16 protein-coding genes are annotated in these 17,341 nt (G+C 75.5%); 6 read left to right on the top strand and 10 right to left on the bottom strand.

Annotation, left to right across the window (positions count from 1 at the left end; translation table 11 throughout):
• The first annotated feature begins 138 nt into the window (after positions 1-138).
• Together CYQ11_RS17990 and CYQ11_RS17985 are read left to right on the top strand one after the other, a co-directional pair.
• Positions 139-423 carry a DUF2530 domain-containing protein gene (locus CYQ11_RS17990; protein ID WP_099201880.1) on the top strand — a complete coding sequence of 95 codons (285 nt, stop codon included), beginning with the start codon at positions 139-141 and terminating at the stop codon, positions 421-423.
• 150 nt (positions 424-573) lie between these two features.
• On the top strand, positions 574-2,988 hold the full coding sequence (locus CYQ11_RS17985; protein ID WP_099201792.1) for an HAD-IC family P-type ATPase: 2,415 nt from the start codon (positions 574-576) through the stop codon (positions 2,986-2,988).
• A 21-nt stretch (positions 2,989-3,009) separates the two neighbouring features.
• On the opposite strand, the gene CYQ11_RS17980 is transcribed toward CYQ11_RS17985, so the two are convergent.
• From CYQ11_RS17980 to CYQ11_RS17965, 4 genes are all read right to left on the bottom strand, one after another.
• Positions 3,010-3,201: a DUF1059 domain-containing protein gene (locus tag CYQ11_RS17980; RefSeq protein WP_099201793.1), complete on the bottom strand. Its 192-nt coding sequence runs from the start codon at positions 3,199-3,201 to the stop codon at positions 3,010-3,012.
• A gap of 96 nt (positions 3,202-3,297) precedes the next feature.
• Entirely contained in the window at positions 3,298-4,143 is an 846-nt protein-coding gene (locus CYQ11_RS17975; RefSeq protein ID WP_099201794.1) for an ABC transporter ATP-binding protein, read from the bottom strand.
• Positions 4,140-5,237, bottom strand: coding sequence for a FecCD family ABC transporter permease (locus CYQ11_RS17970; RefSeq protein WP_099201795.1), 1,098 nt, complete (start codon positions 5,235-5,237; stop codon positions 4,140-4,142). The genes CYQ11_RS17975 and CYQ11_RS17970 overlap by 4 nt, the downstream gene beginning before the upstream one ends.
• Positions 5,234-6,265 carry a FecCD family ABC transporter permease gene (locus CYQ11_RS17965; protein WP_099201796.1) on the bottom strand — a complete coding sequence of 344 codons (1,032 nt, stop codon included), beginning with the start codon at positions 6,263-6,265 and terminating at the stop codon, positions 5,234-5,236. The genes CYQ11_RS17970 and CYQ11_RS17965 overlap by 4 nt, the downstream gene beginning before the upstream one ends.
• Positions 6,266-6,401: 136 nt before the next feature.
• Here CYQ11_RS17965 and CYQ11_RS17960 point away from each other — a divergent pair, with 136 nt between their 5' ends.
• A complete protein-coding gene (locus CYQ11_RS17960) occupies positions 6,402-7,055 on the top strand; it encodes an HAD family hydrolase (RefSeq protein WP_099201797.1) in 654 nt (217 codons plus the stop codon).
• Here CYQ11_RS17960 and CYQ11_RS17955 read toward each other — a convergent pair.
• A complete protein-coding gene (locus CYQ11_RS17955) occupies positions 7,052-7,288 on the bottom strand; it encodes a hypothetical protein (RefSeq protein ID WP_099201798.1) in 237 nt (78 codons plus the stop codon). The genes CYQ11_RS17960 and CYQ11_RS17955 overlap by 4 nt on opposite strands.
• A 247-nt stretch (positions 7,289-7,535) precedes the next feature.
• Between CYQ11_RS17955 and CYQ11_RS30660 the strand changes: the two genes are divergently transcribed.
• Entirely contained in the window at positions 7,536-7,919 is a 384-nt protein-coding gene (locus tag CYQ11_RS30660; protein ID WP_099201799.1) for a cold-shock protein, read from the top strand.
• Positions 7,920-8,019: 100 nt separating this feature from the next.
• Here the strand turns inward: CYQ11_RS30660 and CYQ11_RS17945 are convergent, their stop codons facing one another.
• Genes CYQ11_RS17945 through CYQ11_RS17930 form a run of 4 tightly spaced genes read right to left on the bottom strand, consistent with a single transcriptional unit; the run spans position 8,020 to position 11,527 of the window.
• On the bottom strand, positions 8,020-8,889 hold the full coding sequence (locus tag CYQ11_RS17945; RefSeq protein WP_099201800.1) for a 1,4-dihydroxy-6-naphtoate synthase: 870 nt from the start codon (positions 8,887-8,889) through the stop codon (positions 8,020-8,022).
• A complete protein-coding gene (locus tag CYQ11_RS17940; RefSeq protein ID WP_099201801.1) occupies positions 8,886-9,620 on the bottom strand; it encodes a futalosine hydrolase in 735 nt (244 codons plus the stop codon). The genes CYQ11_RS17945 and CYQ11_RS17940 overlap by 4 nt, the downstream gene beginning before the upstream one ends.
• A gap of 9 nt (positions 9,621-9,629) precedes the next feature.
• Entirely contained in the window at positions 9,630-10,112 is a 483-nt protein-coding gene (locus tag CYQ11_RS17935) for a DUF2771 domain-containing protein (protein WP_099201802.1), read from the bottom strand.
• Between the two features lie 26 nt (positions 10,113-10,138).
• Positions 10,139-11,527 (bottom strand): MFS transporter, encoded by a 1,389-nt coding sequence (locus CYQ11_RS17930; RefSeq protein ID WP_099201881.1) that lies wholly within the window; start codon positions 11,525-11,527, stop codon positions 10,139-10,141.
• 317 nt (positions 11,528-11,844) lie between these two features.
• Between CYQ11_RS17930 and CYQ11_RS17920 the strand changes: the two genes are divergently transcribed.
• Positions 11,845-12,735 carry a DUF3027 domain-containing protein gene (locus CYQ11_RS17920; protein ID WP_099201803.1) on the top strand — a complete coding sequence of 297 codons (891 nt, stop codon included), beginning with the start codon at positions 11,845-11,847 and terminating at the stop codon, positions 12,733-12,735.
• 127 nt (positions 12,736-12,862) lie between these two features.
• On the top strand, positions 12,863-16,141 hold the full coding sequence (locus tag CYQ11_RS17915; protein WP_099201804.1) for a sacsin N-terminal ATP-binding-like domain-containing protein: 3,279 nt from the start codon (positions 12,863-12,865) through the stop codon (positions 16,139-16,141).
• 221 nt (positions 16,142-16,362) lie between these two features.
• Here CYQ11_RS17915 and CYQ11_RS17910 read toward each other — a convergent pair whose 3' ends face one another.
• A complete protein-coding gene (locus CYQ11_RS17910; protein ID WP_099201805.1) occupies positions 16,363-17,298 on the bottom strand; it encodes a hypothetical protein in 936 nt (311 codons plus the stop codon).
• Positions 17,299-17,341: the final 43 nt, after the last annotated feature.

Raw genomic sequence — 17,341 nt, 5'->3', positions numbered from 1 at the left:
ACAAAACAACCCAATCGAATCCAGTTCGATTCAGTATGAACAAACAAAGTCCGATTGGCTATCTCCGCGCGTAGACCCCTTGGGCGCAAGGGCTCCCCCGCATCGCGCGGCCACCCGGACGCACTACGCTTGACGACCATGACGAAGTGGACCCCCAAGCACGAGGCGCCGGAGCCCCTGGAGGGCCCGGTCGTCGCCACGGTCACCGGCGGCACGATCCTGTGGTTCGTCCTCTTCGTCGCCCAGCTGCCCTTCTACGGCTGGTTCAGCGACCACGGCCACCTGTGGTGGCTGTGGACCTGCCTGGCCGGTGGCGGGCTCGGGCTCATCGGCGTCTGGTACGTCCGCGGACGCGACGCCGCGATCAAGCGGCACGCTGCCGCGCGGGCCACGGAGTCGGCCCACGGCGAGGAGAGCCGCTGAGCGGGGAGAGCCGCTGAGGGACACCCGGGCGGGCAGCGCCGCTCAAGGCCGTCCGCGCCCCCGTCGGCTCCCGGCCCCCGCCGCATCGGAATGCGCCGGTTCGGCCGGTCCGGAAGGTGAAGCGGGCCCACCGCCCGTACCGTCGGATCCATGAGCGATCCGGTGCCGCAGACCGCACGGGGGGACCCGGCCCCGCGCGAGGCCCCCGGCCCGCCGCCCGCACACCCCGGCCTCACCACCGCCGAGGTGTCCGCGCGTGTGGCCCGCGGCGAGGTCAACGACGTGCCCGTACGGTCCTCGCGCTCCACCGCCGAGATCGTCCGCGCCAACGTCCTCACCCGGTTCAACGCCATCATCGGCGTCCTCTTCCTGATCATCCTCGTGGTCGGACCGCTCCAGGACGGCCTCTTCGGCTTCGTCATCGTCGCCAACACCGCGATCGGCATCGTCCAGGAACTGCGCGCCAAGAAGACCCTCGACTCCCTCGCCGTCATCGGCGAGTCCAGGCCCACCGTCCGCCGCGACGGCACCCCCACCGCCCTCGCCACCGGTGAGATCGTCCTCGGCGACCTCATCGAACTGGGCCCCGGCGACAAGTGCGTCGTCGACGGCGAGGTCGCGGAGGCCGACGGACTGGAGATCGACGAGTCGCTGCTCACCGGCGAGGCCGACCCGGTCCTGAAGAAGCCCGGCGACCAGGTCATGTCCGGCTCGTTCGTCGTCGCCGGCGGGGGCGCCTTCACCGCCACCAAGGTCGGCCGCGCCGCCTACGCCGCCCAGCTCGCCGAGGAGGCGTCCCGCTTCACCCTCGTCCACTCCGAACTGCGCACCGGCATCAGCCAGATCCTCAAGTACGTGACGTGGATGATGCTCCCGACCGCGATCGGACTGATCGTCAGCCAGCTCGTCGTCCAGGACCACGACTGGCGGGAAGCGGTCCGGCGGATGGTCGCCGGCATCGTCCCCATGGTCCCCGAGGGCCTGGTCCTGCTCACCTCCGTCGCCTTCGCCATCGGCGTCGTCCGGCTGGGCCGCAAGCAGTGCCTGGTGCAGGAGCTGCCCGCGATCGAGGGCCTCGCCCGCGTCGACGTCGTCTGCCTCGACAAGACCGGCACCCTCACCGAAGGCGGCATGGACGTCAGCGAGCTGCGCGTCCTGCCCGACGCCCGGGCCGACGAGCGGTACGTGCGCCAGGTGCTCGGCGCCCTCGGCGAGTCCGACCCCCGCCCCAACGCCAGCCTCCAGGCCATCATCGACGCCTACCCCGACGGCAGCGGCTGGCGCTGCACCGAGGCGCTGCCCTTCTCCTCCGCCCGCAAGTACAGCGGCGCCTCGCTCAACAGCCCCGACGCCGGCAGCGGCAACTGGCTGCTGGGCGCGCCCGACGTGCTGCTGCCGTCGGGCGCCGCGGCGCTCGCCGAGGTCGAGGAGCTCAACGCCCGGGGCCTGCGCGTGCTGTTGCTGGCCCGCACGGACCGCGAGCTGGACGACCCGCGCGTCACCGAGGGCGTGCGGCCCACCGCGCTGGTGGTCCTGGAACAGCGGCTGCGCTCGGACGCGGCCGACACCCTGCGCTACTTCGCCGAGCAGGACGTCTCCGCCAAGGTGATCTCCGGGGACAACGCGGTCTCCGTGGGCGCCGTCGCCGCGAAGCTGGCCCTGCCGGGCTCCGGGGCGCCGGTGGACGCCCGGCGGCTGCCCGGCGAACCGGAGGCGATGGGCGAGGCCCTCGACGAGGGCGCGGTCTTCGGACGCGTCACCCCGCAGCAGAAGCGCGACATGGTGGGCGCCCTCCAGTACCGCGGGCACACCGTCGCCATGACGGGCGACGGCGTCAACGATGTGCTGGCCCTGAAGGACGCGGACATCGGCGTGGCCATGGGCTCGGGGTCGGAGGCCACCCGGGCCGTCGCCCAGATCGTGCTGCTGAACAACAGCTTCGCCACCCTGCCGTCGGTGGTCGCGGAGGGGCGCCGTGTCATCGGCAACATCACGCGCGTGGCGACGCTGTTCCTGACGAAGACGGTCTACTCCGTGCTGCTGGCGATCCTCGTGGTCTGCACGCGCGTGCCGTACCCGTTCCTGCCGCGCCACCTGACGCTGCTGTCGACGCTGACGATCGGGGTGCCCGCGTTCTTCCTGGCGCTGGCGCCGAACCGGGAGCGGGCGCGACCGCACTTCGTACGACGCGTGATGCGGTACGCGATCCCGGCCGGACTCATCGCGGGGACGGCCACCTTCGCGGTGTACCTGCTGGCGCGGCACCACTACACGGGGCCCGGGTCGCTGGACGCGGAGACGAGCGCGGCGACGCTCACGCTCTTCCTGACCTCCCTGTGGGTGCTCGCCATCATCGCGCGGCCCTACACATGGTGGCGCGTGGTGCTTGTGGCGGCCATGGGGGCCGGTTTCCTGGTGGTGCTCGCCACGCCGTGGCTCCAGCGGTTCTTCGCCCTGAAGCTGGTGGGGACGACCCTGCCGTGGGCGGCGGTGGGGGTGGCCGCCGTGGCGGCCGGGGCGCTGGAGCTCGCCTGGCGGTGGGTGGGAAAGCGGTTCCCGGCGTGACGGAAGCGCCCGCCGGGGCGCTCAGGCCGCGGCCTTCTCGTCCTCCAGCAGACCGCGGATCTGCTCGCGCAGCTCGGGGGTGTCCTCGTGCTCGTGCACGGAGACGGCGTGTTCGGCGGCGGCGCGCAGGACCTCGTCCTCCTCACCGGAGATGGTGAGGGTGCAGTGGGACTCGCTGGGGTACTTGCGGCAGTCGGCGACTTTCCGGGTCATGGGGGCCTCCAGGGTGTGCGGTGAGGAGGTGTTTCGCCGTACTGCCAGGGTAGGCCGGTACGGGCGTGGGCACCTCCCGCACGGACCCGCCGGGTCCTAGGCCGTTGCTCCGCCCCAGGGCCGCCCCGGGACCACCAGCGGTCCGCCGGTCACCGGGTCCGGCACGACCACCGACTCCAGGCCGAAGACCTCCCGGACCAGGTCCGCCGTCACGACCTCCGCGGGCCGGCCGGCGGCCACCACCCGGCCCGCCTTCATCGCCACCAGGTGGTCGGCGTAGCGCGCGGCCTGGTTGAGGTCGTGCAGGACCGCCACCACCGTGCGGCCCCGCTCGTGGTTGAGGCGGCGGACCAGGTCGAGGACCTCCACCTGGTGGGAGACGTCCAGGTACGTCGTCGGCTCGTCGAGCAGCAGCAGGTCCGTCTCCTGCGCCAGGGCCATGGCGATCCACACGCGCTGGCGCTGGCCTCCCGACAGCTCGTCCACCGGCCGGTCGGCGAGCTCCGCGACGTCCGTGCGGGCCATGGCGTCGGCCACCGCCCGCTCGTCCTCCTCCGACCACTGCCGCCACCACCGCTGGTGCGGCTGCCGGCCGCGGGAGACCAGGTCGGCGACCGTGACGGCCTCGGGGGCCACCGGGGTCTGCGGCAGCAGGCCCAGGGACCGGGCGATCCGGCGGGTGGGGATCCGGGCGAGCTGCTCGCCGTCCAGCAGCACCGCGCCGCGCTCCGGCTTCAGCAGCCGGCCCAGCGCGCGCAGCAGCGTGGACTTGCCGCAGGCGTTCGGGCCGACGACGACCGTCACCCGGCCGTCGGGGACGTCCAGGTCGAGGCCCTCGACGACCGTGCGCTCCTCGTAGGCGAGGGTCAGGTCGCGGGCCGCGAGCCGGCTCCCGGTCGCCGGCGTCGTCTCCGCCGGCTGCGTCGTGTCCGTCGTGCTCACGCCGTGCCTCCCGTGCGGCCGCGCATGATCAGCCAGATCAGGTACGGGGCGCCGACCGCGGCCGTCAGCACGCCCACCGGCAGTTCGGTCGGTTCGAAGAGCTTGCGGCCCAGCAGGTCCGCCACGACCACCACCAGCGCCCCCGTCAGCGCCGAGCACAGCAGGGGGATCTGCGCGGTGCGGGTCAGGCGGCGGGCGATCTGCGGGGCGAGCAGCGCCACGAAGTCCACCGGCCCGGCCGCGCCCGTGGCGACCGAAGCGAGGACGACGCCGAGCAGCGCGAGCCCCAGCCGCACCCGGCCCAGCCGGACGCCGAGGGCGGTGGCGGTGTCGTCGTCCGTGGCGACCGTGCGCTGCGCCCGCGCCGCCCAGCACACGCCCGGCAGCAGCGCCAGCAGCACCCAGGCCAGCGGGACCGCCTCGGCCCAGCCGCGGCCGTTGAGGGAGCCGGTCATCCACACCTTGGCCTGCTGGGCCACCAGGTAGTCGCCCTTGGTCAGGAAGAGCTGGGTGACCGAGCGCAGGGCGACCGCGAAGCCGATCCCGATCAGGACGAAGCGGGCGGCCTTCAGCCCCCCGCGCCAGGCGAAGGCCCAGCCGAGCAGCGCGGCCAGCAGCCCGCCGGCCACGGACACGTAGGGCATGACCGCGTAGGAGGTGACGCCGAAGGTCATGGCGCCGACGGTCGCGGCGCTCGCGCCCTGGCTGACGCCGATGACGTCGGGGCTGGCCAGCGGGTTGCGGGCGAGGGTCTGGACGAGGGCCCCGGCGACGCCGAAGGCGGCGCCGGCCAGCAGGCCGACGGTCATCCGGGGCAGCCGGAAGGTGCCCACCGTCAGCTCCTCCGCCGAGGGCAGGCCGAACAGGACCTTCAGCGCCTCGCCGGGCGGGGTGAGGGACGTGCCCACGCACAGGTAGGTCAGGCACGCCGCGGCCAGCAGCACGGTCAGGCCGACCGCGGCGGCGGCTCCGCGGCGGTGCACGAGGAAGGAGGCGCGCCCGGCGCGCACCAGCGCGTATCCGACGGGACGCGCGCCCGCGTGGGCGCGGGCGGCCGGCTTGCCCGGGGCGGCCGTGGGAGAGGTCGCGCTCACGCGGCCACCGCCTTGCGGCGGACCATGGCCACGAGGAAGGGGACGCCGATCAGCGCGGTCATCACACCGGCCGGCACCTCGCCCTCGGCGAAGACCACCCGCCCGGCGACGTCGGCGCCCAGCAGGATCACCGGCCCGAGGAGGGCCGCGGTCGGCAGCACCCAGCGGTGGCTCGTGCCGACGAGGGCGCGGGCGAGGTGCGGCACGGCGAGGCCGAGGAAGGCGATGGGCCCGGCGGCGGCGACCCCGGCGCCCGTCAGGACGACCGCGCCCAGCCCGCCGACGATCCGTACGGCCCCGACGTTGCTGCCCAGGCCCCTGGCGACGTCCTCGCCGAGGGCGAGGGCGTCCAGGCCGCGGGCCACCGCCAGCACCAGCACCGTGCCGGCCAGCAGGAACGGCCAGATCTGGGCGGCGATCGCACCGTCGCGCCCGGCGAGCGAGCCGACCTGCCAGAAGCGGAACTCGTCCAGCGCCGACGCCCTGGTGGTGAGCACGCCGTTGACGACGGAGACGAGCAGCGCGTGGACCGCCGCCCCGGCGAGCGCGAGCTTGACCGGAGAGGCCCCGCCGCGGCCGCGGGTGGCGACGGCGTAGACGGCCACGCCCGCCGCGGCGGCGCCCGCGAAGGCGAACCAGACGTAGCCGGTGAGGGTGTGCACCCCCGCCACGGCGATCGCCAGGACCACGCCGACCGCGGCGCCCTGACTGATGCCGAGGACGCCGGGGTCGGCTATGGGGTTGCGGGTGATGCCCTGGAGAACCGTTCCGGCCATCGCGAGGGCGGCGCCCACCATCAGCCCCACCAGCGTGCGGGGCACCCGCATGGTCCGGACCACCGCGGTGTCGGCGTCCGTCCCGTCGTGGAACAGGGCGTGCAGGACGTGGCCGGGGGCGACCGGACGGGCGCCCACGGCGAGGCTGAGCAGCACGGCGGCCAGCAGGGCGACGACCGCGGCCGCCGTCCAGCCGACGCGGCGGCGGACCGTGGACGGCCCGGGGCTGCTGGTCGGGACGGCGGCTGGCATCGCTTCCACTTCGCGGGTCGGACGAATCGCTCCGTCACCCGGGCACGACGGCGGACGTCAACCGGATGAAACTGTTGAACGAGTGAGGTTAGGCGAGGCTAAGTGTACGGGCGGGGGTGGCGGCACAATGTGGGGCATGACCTCGCACCCGAGCCAGCAGGAGAGCCCCCTGTTCACGGTCGGCTTCGACCTCGACCTCACGCTCGTCGACTCCCGGCCCGGCATCCGGGCCGCGTACGAGACGCTGGTCGCGGCCACCGGCGCGCACATCGACATCGACCTCGTGGTCAGCCGGCTCGGCCCCCCGCTCGTCCACGAGCTGCGCAACTGGTTCCCCGAGGAGCGCGTCGCCGAGGCCGCGGAGATCTACCTCGCCGCCTATCCCGAGCGCGGCATCGCCCCCTCGCCCGCCCTGCCGGGCGCCCGGGAGGCGGTGGCGGCCGTCCGGGAGCTGGGCGGACGGGCCATCGTGGTCACCGCCAAACACGAGCGGAACGCCCGGCTCCATCTTGAGCACCTGGGCATCGAGCCCGACCGTCTGATCGGCGACCTGTGGGCCGAGGGCAAGGCCGTGGCGCTGCGCGAGCACCGTGCGTCCGTCTACGTCGGCGACCACCTGGGCGACGTGCGGGGCGCCCGCGCGGCCGGTGCGCTCTCGGTCGCGGTGCCGACCGGGCCGTACGGGGCGGCGGAGTTGCGCGAGGCCGGCGCGGACGTGGTGCTGGCCGGGGGCCTCACGGACTTCCCCGCCTGGTTGCGCGACCACCGGACCGCGCGGGACACCCCCTAGCCCTGGCCCCGGGCCTCGCGGCGTTGTTCGGCGACCGACCGCAGCACGCCCGCCGCGGCGATCACGAAGCCCGCACCCATCAGCATGCAGACGAAGTACGCGGCCGGGGGCAGCGGATCGGCCCCCAGGAACAGCGGGGCGACCGTGGCGAGAGTGGCCACCGCCCCCACCAGGAAGACGACGGCGCCGGTCCGTACCAGCAGATCCCCGGCTCGGGGCGTTTCGCTACTCACCTGACCAGGGTAGATCCCTGTTCGGCGGAATGGCGGCCGGATGACCTAGACCACGACCGTGACCGGATCGGACGCGCAGAGGTACGGCCCGAGGACGTCTTGTCACCGGGCCCGGGACCATTAGCCTTGGGGTAGCGGGCCCTGCGGCCCGCTGTAGTGCTATCAAGAGCTGTTTTTCTGTGGATTGACGGCGATTTGTAGCTTCGCAATTTCTGGTATCCGACGAGACACGAGGACGAGGACAGACGTGCCTACCGGCAAGGTCAAGTGGTTCAACAGCGAGAAGGGCTTCGGCTTTCTCTCCCGCGACGACGGCGGAGACGTCTTCGTGCACTCCTCGGTGCTCCCGGACGGGGTCGACGCCCTCAAGCCCGGCCAGCGCGTGGAGTTCGGCGTCGTCGCCGGTCAACGCGGCGACCAGGCGCTCACGGTGACGCTCCTCGAGCCCGCCCCGTCACTCGCGGCCGCCCAGCGCCGCAAGCCCGACGAGCTGGCCTCCATCGTGCAGGACCTCACGACGCTCCTGGAGAACGTCACCCAGCAGCTCGAGCGCGGCCGCTACCCCGACAAGGCACACGGTTCCAAGATCGCGGGCATGCTGCGCGCCGTCGCCGACCAGCTGGACGTCTGATGCGGCCTCTTCTGCCGCGGCTGATACGGACGTAGCCGTGGCGGGGCGGCCCGCAGGGGCCGCCCGACCGCCGTCGGCCACCGCACCGGTGGCCGGCGGCTCAGACGAACGTGAGCGCGTCCGGCCCGAGGGCCGGCACCAGCCCCTCGGCCGCGGCCCGCGTCAGCAGCCCGCGCACGGCGGCGTAGCCGTCCTCGCCGAGGTCCGCGGTGAACTCGTTGACGTACAGCCCGATGTGCTGGTCGGCGACCGCCGGGTCCATCTCCTGCGCGTGCGCCAGCACGTAGGGGCGCGAGGCCGCCGGGTCGTCCCAGGCCATGCGCACGGACGTACGGGCCGCCTCGGCCAGCTCGCGCAGCCGCGCCGCGCCCAGCGAGCGCTTGGCGATGATCGCGCCGAGCGGAATGGGCAGGCCGGTGGTGTCCTCCCAGTGCTCGCCCATGTCGGCGAGGCGGCTGAGCCCGTAGTCGCGGTAGGTGAACCGCGCCTCGTGGATCACCAGTCCGGCGTCCACCTTGCCGTCGCGGACGGCCGGCATGATCTCGTGGAACGGCAGCACGACCACGTCGCCGACCCCGCCGGGCACCTCGGCGGCGGCCCAGAGCCGGAAGAGCAGGTAGGCGGTCGAGCGCTCGCTCGGCACGGCCACGGTCTTCCCGGCGAGACCCGCGGGCTCGCCCGCCTCACGGGTGAGGACCAGCGGACCGCAGCCCCGGCCCAGCGCGCCGCCGCAGGGCAGCAGCGCGTACTCGTCGAGCACCCAGGGGAGAACGGCGTACGACACCTTGAGCACGTCGCCCTCACCGCGCTCGGCCATGCCGTTGGTGACGTCAATGTCCGCGAACGTCACGTCCAGGGCGGGCGCCCCGGGGACGCGGCCGTGCGCCCAGGCGTCGAAGACGAAGGTGTCGTTGGGACAGGGCGAGTAGGCGATCCGGACCGGTCGGCCCGGCTCCTGCGGCTGGCTCATCGCGGCGGCTCGGCTTTCTCGGCGAGGACGGGGGCGGTGGACAGTTTCCGGAAGGCCTCCGTCAGGGCCGCCAGCGCCTCGCCGATCCGCCAGGCGGCGCGGTCGCGCGGTCCCACCGCGTTGGACACCGCCCGCAGCTCCAGCACCGGCACCCGGTGCGCGGCGGCGGCCTCGGCGGCCCCGAAGCCCTCCATCGCCTCGGCCAGCGCGGCGGGGTGACGGCGCACCAGCTCGGCGGCGCGCGCGGCGGAGCCGGTCGCGGTCGACACGGTCAGGACCTCGCCGCGCAGGGCGCCGGTCGCGCCCGCGACGGCGTCCACGAGGGCCTCGGGCACCCGGTGGACGTCGGTGCCGAAGCCCAGCTCGGCGACGGAGAGGAAGCCGTCGTCCGGGGTCCGGGCGCCCAGGTCGGCGGCGACGAGGGCCTCGGAGACCACCAGCGAGCCCAGCGGCGCGCCCGGGGCGAAGCCGCCGGCTATGCCCGCCGTGACCACCAGGTCGTACGGCTCGCCGCTCAGCGCGGCGGCGGTCAGCGCGGTCGCGGCGGCGGCCGCGGCGGCGGCCGGGCCCACGCCCGCCGCCAGCACGTCGAGGGCCGGGCCGTCGGGGCCGGCCGGCGGGCAGCGGTGCAGCACCGACCCGCCGGGCAGCGGGAGCTCCCGCGGCGGCGGCCCGGCGGCGGTCACGGCGTCACGTTCCGCCGCGACGGCGGTGACGACGAGGACACGCATCGCGGCGGATCAGCCCGCGTCGCGCTCGAGGGTGAAGTTCCAGACGCCCAGGGCCTTGCCCGAGGCGGCCTCCACGATGCTGACCTTGGTCTTCGCGACCGCCGGGCCCTGGCCGGTGGAGAAGAAGGCGCTGGCCGGGATGGAGCGGAAGGTCTTGTTGTTCGGCTCCGGCTCGACGGCCTGGTCGTTGATGAAGATCGTCCAGCCCTTGTCCGCGATCTTCGGGTCGACGCCGAAGCGGATCTTGTCCTCCATGGCCGCCTTGACGGTCTTGTCCTCGCCTTCCTTCAGGCAGGACGCGACCTTGGGCGTCTCGATGGACTCGCCGTCGTTGTAGCAGGCGGCCTCGGTGGTCACCGTCTTGGAGCCGACGGTCACCGTCGCCAGCGGCGTCGGCTTGTCGCAGGCGGAGAGGGCGACGAGCCCGAAGGCCACGGCGCCGACGGTGGCGGCGGCGCGCAGGCGCCTGCCGCGGAAAATCGCAGCGGTCATGCGGGCAGGCTATATGGCGGCCCGCCTCAGGCCACGCGCGGGTGCGGCGAGGCGCGCCGGGCGGCCGTCAGCAGCCCCCGCACGGCAGTGGCGGCGCCGAGGGCGAGGAACGCGGAGGCCACCGACATGCCCAGCACGCCGTTGAGCGGCAGGAGGATGCCGATCGCGCCGCCGGCCACCCAGCACATCTGCAACAGCGTCTCGGAACGGGCGAACGCCGAGGTGCGCACCTCCTCCGGCACGTCGCGCTGGATGAGGGAGTCCAGCGACTGCTTGCCCAGCGCCTGGGAGATGCCCGCGACGGCGGCGACCAGGACCACGAGGACCGCGCCGTAGAGCACGGCCGCGACGACCGTCGTGCCCAGCGCCACCGTCAGCACCAGCGCGATCGTCTTCTCCGGGCCGCGTGAGCGCAGCAGTGCCCCTATCGCGGTGCCCAGGGCGTTCCCGCCGCCGGCCGCGACCGCCACCACGCCCAGCGAGAACGCCGGGCTGAGCCCGCCCAGCGGGTGGACGCGCAGGAGGAAGGCGAGGAAGAAGGTGAGGAAGCCGGACAGCATGCGCAGCGCGCTGTTGGCCTGGAGGCCGTGCAGCACCGAGGCACCCACCGTGCGCAGCCCCGGCGGCCTGCGGCGCTCCTTGCGCCTGCTGCTCCGCCGGGTGACGTGGCGGCGCTGCTCGGGCGCCGCCAGCCTGGCACGGGCCTCGCCCTTGGCGGAGTCCACCTTGTGCGGCAGGGAGAAGGAGAGGTACGTGCCGAAGGCGAACACCAGGCACGCCCCGTAGAGGGGGTAGGCCGGTCCCAGTTGGTGCAGCCCCGCGCCGAGCGGGGCCGCCACGCCCGTGGCCAGCAGCCCTCCGAGGGTGACCCGGGAATTCGCCTTGACCAGCGCGATCCGTGGGGGCAGCAGTCTGGGCACCACGGCGGAACGCACCACTCCGTATGCCTTGGAGGCCACCAGGACGCCCAGCGCCGCCGGGTAGAGCTCCAGTCCGCCGGTCGCCACCGCCCCCGACATCGTCAGCGCGAGGACCGCGCGGGTCAGCATGGCGCCCGCCATCGCCGCCCTGCGGCCGTGCGGCAGCCGGTCCAGCAGCGGGCCGATCACCGGGGCCAGAAGGGTGAACGGCGCCATGGTCACGGCCAGGTAGAGCGCGACCCGGCCGCGGGCCTGGTCGGTGGGGACGGAGAAGAACACCGTGGACGCCAGCGCCACGGTGATGAGCATGTCGCCCGCGGAGTTCACCGCGTGCAGCTCGATGAGCTTGCCCAGCCCGGACTCGCCGGCGCCGTGCGCGTGGGTGGCCTTGCGGACGCCCCGGACGGCCCCCGTCAGGGGAGCGCGAAGGACCCGGCCGACGCTCCGGCCCGTACGGCGGAGCGGACCGCCTTCGGCTGACCGGATGGCTCCCACCACGCCATACTGCCCCAACTGGCACCGTGCATGGCACTTTCGGCTCATCCAGCGGGCGCGCCCGCCGCCTCGCCGAAGCCCGGGTATGCCCCGGGCGGCCGCGCGGGGTAGCGTGCGTAGCGCGCCACCGGCCGTCGCTCTTGGCCGCACCCCGAGTCCCGATCCCGCAGAATGGGTGATGACAGGTGCGCCCGAGCTCGTTCGGGCGCGGACGTCGACGCGGTCCCGCGGTCCGCTCCGTCCGCAGCCCCGAACCGTTCGGCTGGCGCACTCGTGAGACGGCGTGGAAGAGAGAATCGATTCTTGTGAGTGCTGCGATGCGAAGCCGTACCCCCGACCGCCTGTGCGCCGAGGCGGTCGAACTCGCCCGGACGGCGGCCGAGGAGGCCGCGCGCCCCGGGAAGATCGGCGAGCACGTCGAGGTCGCCGCCGACGGGGACCGGGTCGTCACGCACTACTTCACCTGCGAGGACCCCGGCTACCGCGGCTGGCGCTGGGCCGTCACCGTCGCCCGTGCCTCCCGTGCCAAGGTCGTCACCCTCGACGAGACCGTCCTGCTGCCCGGCCCCGACGCCCTGCTGGCCCCCGAGTGGGTGCCCTGGAGCGAGCGGCTGCGCCCCGGCGACATGGGCCCCGGCGACCTGCTGCCCACCGAGGCCGACGACCTGCGCCTGGAGCCCGGCTGGACCGGTGAGGACGCCCCGCCGCCGAACTCCGCCGTCTCTCAGGAGATGGCCGAGCTGGCCGAGGCCGAGGACGCCGAGGTCTCGGCCGGCCCGCCGTCCGCCCAGCCGGTCGCCCCGGCGCGAGGCTCGCTCTCGGCCGTCGCCGAGGAGCTCGGCATGCGCCGGGCGCGCGTCCTCTCCCGCTACGGGCTGCACACCGCGGCGGACCGCTGGGACGAGACGCACGGCGCCAAGACGCCCATGGCCCAGGCGGCGCCCGCCTCGTGCGTCAGCTGCGGCTTCCTGGTCCCCATCGGGGGATCGCTCGGCCAGGCGTTCGGCATCTGCGGCAACGAGTTCGGGCCGGCGGACGGGCACGTCGTGTCGCTGTCGTACGGCTGCGGCGGGCACTCGGAGGCCGCCGTCATGCCGAAGCCGCCGCGGCCGGCCCCGCCGGTCATCGACGAGACGCTGGTGGAGCCCCTGTCCCTGCGGACGCCCGACGACGAGGACGCGGACGCCGAGGACCTGGGCCACTCCTGACGCCGGCGGCCCGCCGGCCCCCGGCACCGGGCGCTCCCTGCCGCCCGCCCGTCACCGTGAACCCGGTACGTTCACCGCAGACACTGGTGGACGGCACAGGGAGACGACAGACGTGACCGGTACGGGAATGGATCCGTTCGGCACCGCGCGGCTGCGGCGGGGTGTGCTGGACGCGTGGGCGGCGTCGCCCGCGCGGTTCCGCGAGGACGCCAACGCCGAGGAGGACCTGGCCCTCGGCGGCTACCGCGACCGCCTCGTCGTCGAGCTGGCCCAGAACGCCGCCGACGCCGCCGCCCGGGCCGGCGTGCCCGGCCGCCTCCGGCTGACCCTGCGGCCCGCCCACGGCGACGAGCCCGCCGTGCTCGCGGCCGCCAACACCGGCGCCCCGCTCGACGCCGCGGGCGTGGAGTCGCTGTCCACGCTGCGGGCGTCCGCGAAGCGGGAGGGCGACGACTCGGCCGTCGGCCGGTTCGGCGTCGGCTTCGCCGCGGTGCTGGCCGTCACCGACGAGCCCGCCCTCGTCGGCCGCACCGGCGGCGTCCGCTGGTCCCTCACCGAGGCCCGCGCCCTCGCCGAGGACACCGCGTCCGCCAGCCCGGGCCTGGGCACCGAGATCCGCCGCCGCGAGGGCCACGTGCCGCTGCTCCGGCTGCCGCTGCCCGCCGAGGGCGCGGCCCCCGAGGGCTACGACACCTGTGTGGTGCTGCCCCTGCGGGACGGCACCGCCGAGGACCTGGCCGGCCGGCTGCTCGCCGGTGTCGACGACGCCCTGCTGCTGGCCCTGCCGGGCCTGACCGAGGTCGTCGTCGAGACCCCCGACGCCGCCCCCCGCACCCTGACGCGACGCCAGGAGGGCGTCTACACCGTCGTCGAGGACTCGGCCCGCGCCGTCCCCGTCACCCGCTGGCGCGTCGGCAGCGCCGGCGGGGGCCTGGACCCGGCCCTCCTCACCGACCGCCCCGTGGAGGAGCGCCTGCGCCCCCACTGGTCCGTGACCTGGGCCGTCCCCGTGGACGCCGACGGCGCGCCCGTACGCCCGCGCACCGCGCCCGTCGTGCACGCCCCCACCCCCACCGACGAGCCGCTGGGCCTGCCGGCCCTGCTCATCGCGAGCTTCCCGCTGGAGCCCACCCGCCGCCACACCGCGCCCGGTTCGCTCACCGACTTCCTCATCGGACGGGCGGCGGAGGCGTACAGCGAGCTGCTGCGCTCCTGGCACCCCGTCTCCACCGGCACCCTCGACCTCGTCCCCGCCCCGCTGGCACAGGGCGCCCTGGACGCCGAGCTGCGCCGGCAGGTGCTCCAGCGGCTGCCGCGCGTGCCGTTCCTGTCGAGCGCGGCCGCGAGCGTCCCCACCGAGGCGGAGCCGGCGCCGGCGTCGGGCGGCGTGGAGGGGATCCCCTGGACCGAGGGCCCGGACGCCGCCACGCACACGGCGGAGCCGGCCGGCGCCGCGCCGCACGGCCCGGCCGCCGCCGACACCTGGGACGACCCCTTCGCGCCCGGCGGCCCCGGCGGCGAGCCGGCCGCCCTGCGGCCCGTCGACGCCGAGATCGTGGAGGGCGCGGGCGCGGAGACCGTCGCCGTGCTGGGCGAGCTGTTCCCCGGCCTGCTGCCGGCCGGGCTGGAGCGCCGCCCCGAGCTGCGGGCGCTGGGCGTGGCGCGGGTCTCGCTCGGCGAGGTCGTCGACCGACTCGCCGGCGTGGAGCGCTCCCCCGCCTGGTGGTGGCGGCTCTACGACAGCCTCGCCGGCGTCGACCCGGACCGCCTCACCGGTCTGCCCGTGCCGCTGGCCGGGGACGCCGGGGACGAGGGGCCCGGGCGCACGGCCATCGGCCCCCGCCAGGTGCTGCTGCCGTCCGTCGACGCCACCGGATCCGAACGGCTGTCCAGGCTCGGCCTGAAGGTCGCGCACCCGGACGCCGCCCACCCGCTGCTGGAGAAGCTCGGCGCCACGCCGTCGTCGCCCCGCGCGGTCCTGACGACGCCTCAGGTGCGGGCCGCGGTCGCCGCCTCCCTCGACGCCGAGGACTACTGGGACGAGGACGGGCTCGACAACGACACCCTCGTCGAGGTCGTCCTCTCGCTGGTGCGCGACGCGGGCCTGGCACCCGGGGACGAGCCCTGGCTCGCCGCCCTCGCCCTGCCCGACGAGGACGGCGAGCTCGCGCCCGCCGGGGAACTCGTCCTGCCCGGCAGCGCCTTCGAGAGCGTCATCCGCCCCGGCGAGCTGGCCGCCTGCGACGCGGAACTGGCCGAGCGCTGGGGCGAGCAGCCGCTGACCGCCGTGGGCGTGCTCGCCGACTTCGCGCTCGTACGGGCCACCGACGTGGTTCTCGACCCCGACGAACTCGAACCGCGCGACGGCGACTTCGCCGAGCCCGACGACGTGGGCCTGCTCGACGCGGTCGACGTGTGGTGCGAGGACGTCCTGGACCGGCTGCCCGACGCGCCGGTGCCGCCGGTGGCGACCGAGGTCGTGGCGGTGCGGGACCTGGACCTGGTCGACGACGACGCCTGGCCGCAGGCGCTCGCCCTGCTGTCCCGCCCCCCGCTGCGGGACGCGCTGACGGCGCCGGTGCGGGTGCTGCTGCCGGACGGCACGACGGAGTCCGTACGCCCCTACACCGCGTGGTGGCTGCGCGGCCACCCCGTCCTGGACGGCCGGCGCCCCGCCGGCCTGCGCGTGGCGGGCGGCGACCCGCTGCTGGCCGGGCTGTACGAGGCGGCGGACACGGCGGGCCTGGCCGACGAGCAGGTGCTGCGGGCCCTGGGCGTGCGCACCTCGGTGGCGGCTCTGCTGGACGAGCCCGGCGGCGCGGCCGAGCTGCTGGCGCGCCTGGCCGACCCGGAGCTGCCGGTCGGCCCGGCCCAGCTGCACGGGCTCTACGGCGCCCTGGCCGGCCTCGACCCGGAGGAGGTGACGCTCCCCGACGAGCTGCGGGCCGTCGTCGACGGCGCGGTGCGGGTCGTGGACGCGGCGGAGGCTGTCGTGGCGGACGCCCCGGACCTGCTGCCCCTGGCCGCGGGCGTCGCGCTCCTGCCGGTGCGCCCGGACCGGGCCGCCGAGCTGGCGGACCTGTTGCAGGTCCGGCGGCTGAGCCAGGTCGTCACGGCGTCCGTCCTGGCCGACGAGGGCGAGGTGCGCGAGGTGCCGCAGGGCCTGCGGGCCCTGCTGCCGGGCGCGCCGGCGACGTACGTCGAGCACGAGGAGCTCGTGGCCGACGGGATCGAACTGGACTGGCGCTACGGGCCCGACCGCGTCCTGCACGCGGCGACGCTGGAGGGCGTGGCGGCGGGCCTGGCGTGGGCGGCGGGCCAGTGGTCGCGGCGCTTCGAGGCGGCGGCGCTGCTGGAGGACCCGTCCCGCACGGAAGAGCTGGCGCGGGCACGGTGGTTCGACTGAGGCGCCTGTAGCCGGAACGCGCCCCGCCCCGGCCCCACGGCGACGCGAGGGGCCGGCGCGGGGTGGGCCCCGGCAGGGGGCGTGCAGGGCTCTTCGCGGCGGTTGCCGGGTGACCGTGGACAGGTGGCCTGGGGCGGCGAGGAGTCCGGCCCCCAGGGGCCCGCGCCGCCCCGGCCCCGCCGGCCCAACAAGCCCCGCCCCGGCCCCGCCCCGGCGCCCCCTCACCCCGGCTTGCGCGCCCGCCACATCACGAACAGCGCCGAGGCGACGGCCGCGACCCGCACGACCACGGGCAGCGTCTCCGCCAGCGCCGTCCCCATCGCACCCTGCGGCACGGGCTCGCCCCAGCGTTCGTCGACGCGCCCCCACAGCCACGCCACGCCGCCCGCCGCCGCCAGCCCCGGCACGCCCATGACCGCCCACTTCGACTCCGCGGGCGTGAGACGGCGCGTCAGGTAGGCCAGGCCCCAGCCGGCCACCAGCACGAACCAGTTGCCGAGCACGGCGCCGACGACGAGCAGGACGGCGACCAGCACGAGCACCGGACTGAGGGGGACGCGGCCGGCGTCCTCGGCGTCCTCGGCCGCCTCGTCCTCCTCCTCGTCCAGGGCGGCCTCCGTCTCCTTCGCCGCCTTCCGGAGCCCGGCCGCGGCGGGGGCCGCAGCCGCGACCCCGGCCTCCTTCGGAGGCCGGAGCATGTCGGGGACCTCGATGCCGCCCACGAACCCGTGCACCCTGTCCCCGGCGCCCCCGCCGTCGAAGGGCCCCGGCGCCATCCGCCACCAGTCGGGGTCGCCGCCGCCGCGCGGCCGCAGCTCCTCCTCGGTAGCCAGGTGCGGCGGCAGCGCCCCGCCGGGCGGGCGCACCGACTCGCCCTCGCGGCGCTGGACCGGCACCCGGCCCGTCCCCGGCCCGTCGTCGCCGCCCGACGACGAGCCGGCTCCCGCGACCGCCTCCGAGGGCGTGCCCAGACCGTCGAGGATGCGCTGCACGGCAGCGGGCGTCTCCGCGCCCTCGTCGGCCCGGCGGCGCTCGATCTCCGCCCGCAGCCGGGAGACAAGCCGCATGCGGTCGCCGGAGGTGAGCGACTGTCTCTGGGCCAGGTCCCCGACCTGGCTCAGATAGTCGTAAACAAGCTGATCGCTCTCGATCCCCACCGAAGCCCCCAAGGCCACATCAGCCGCCGAACCCCACCGAAGG

The organism is Streptomyces cinnamoneus (assembly GCF_002939475.1).
Lineage (GTDB): Bacteria > Actinomycetota > Actinomycetes > Streptomycetales > Streptomycetaceae > Streptomyces > Streptomyces cinnamoneus_A.
This window is presented reverse-complemented; position numbering and strand designations above follow the sequence as displayed.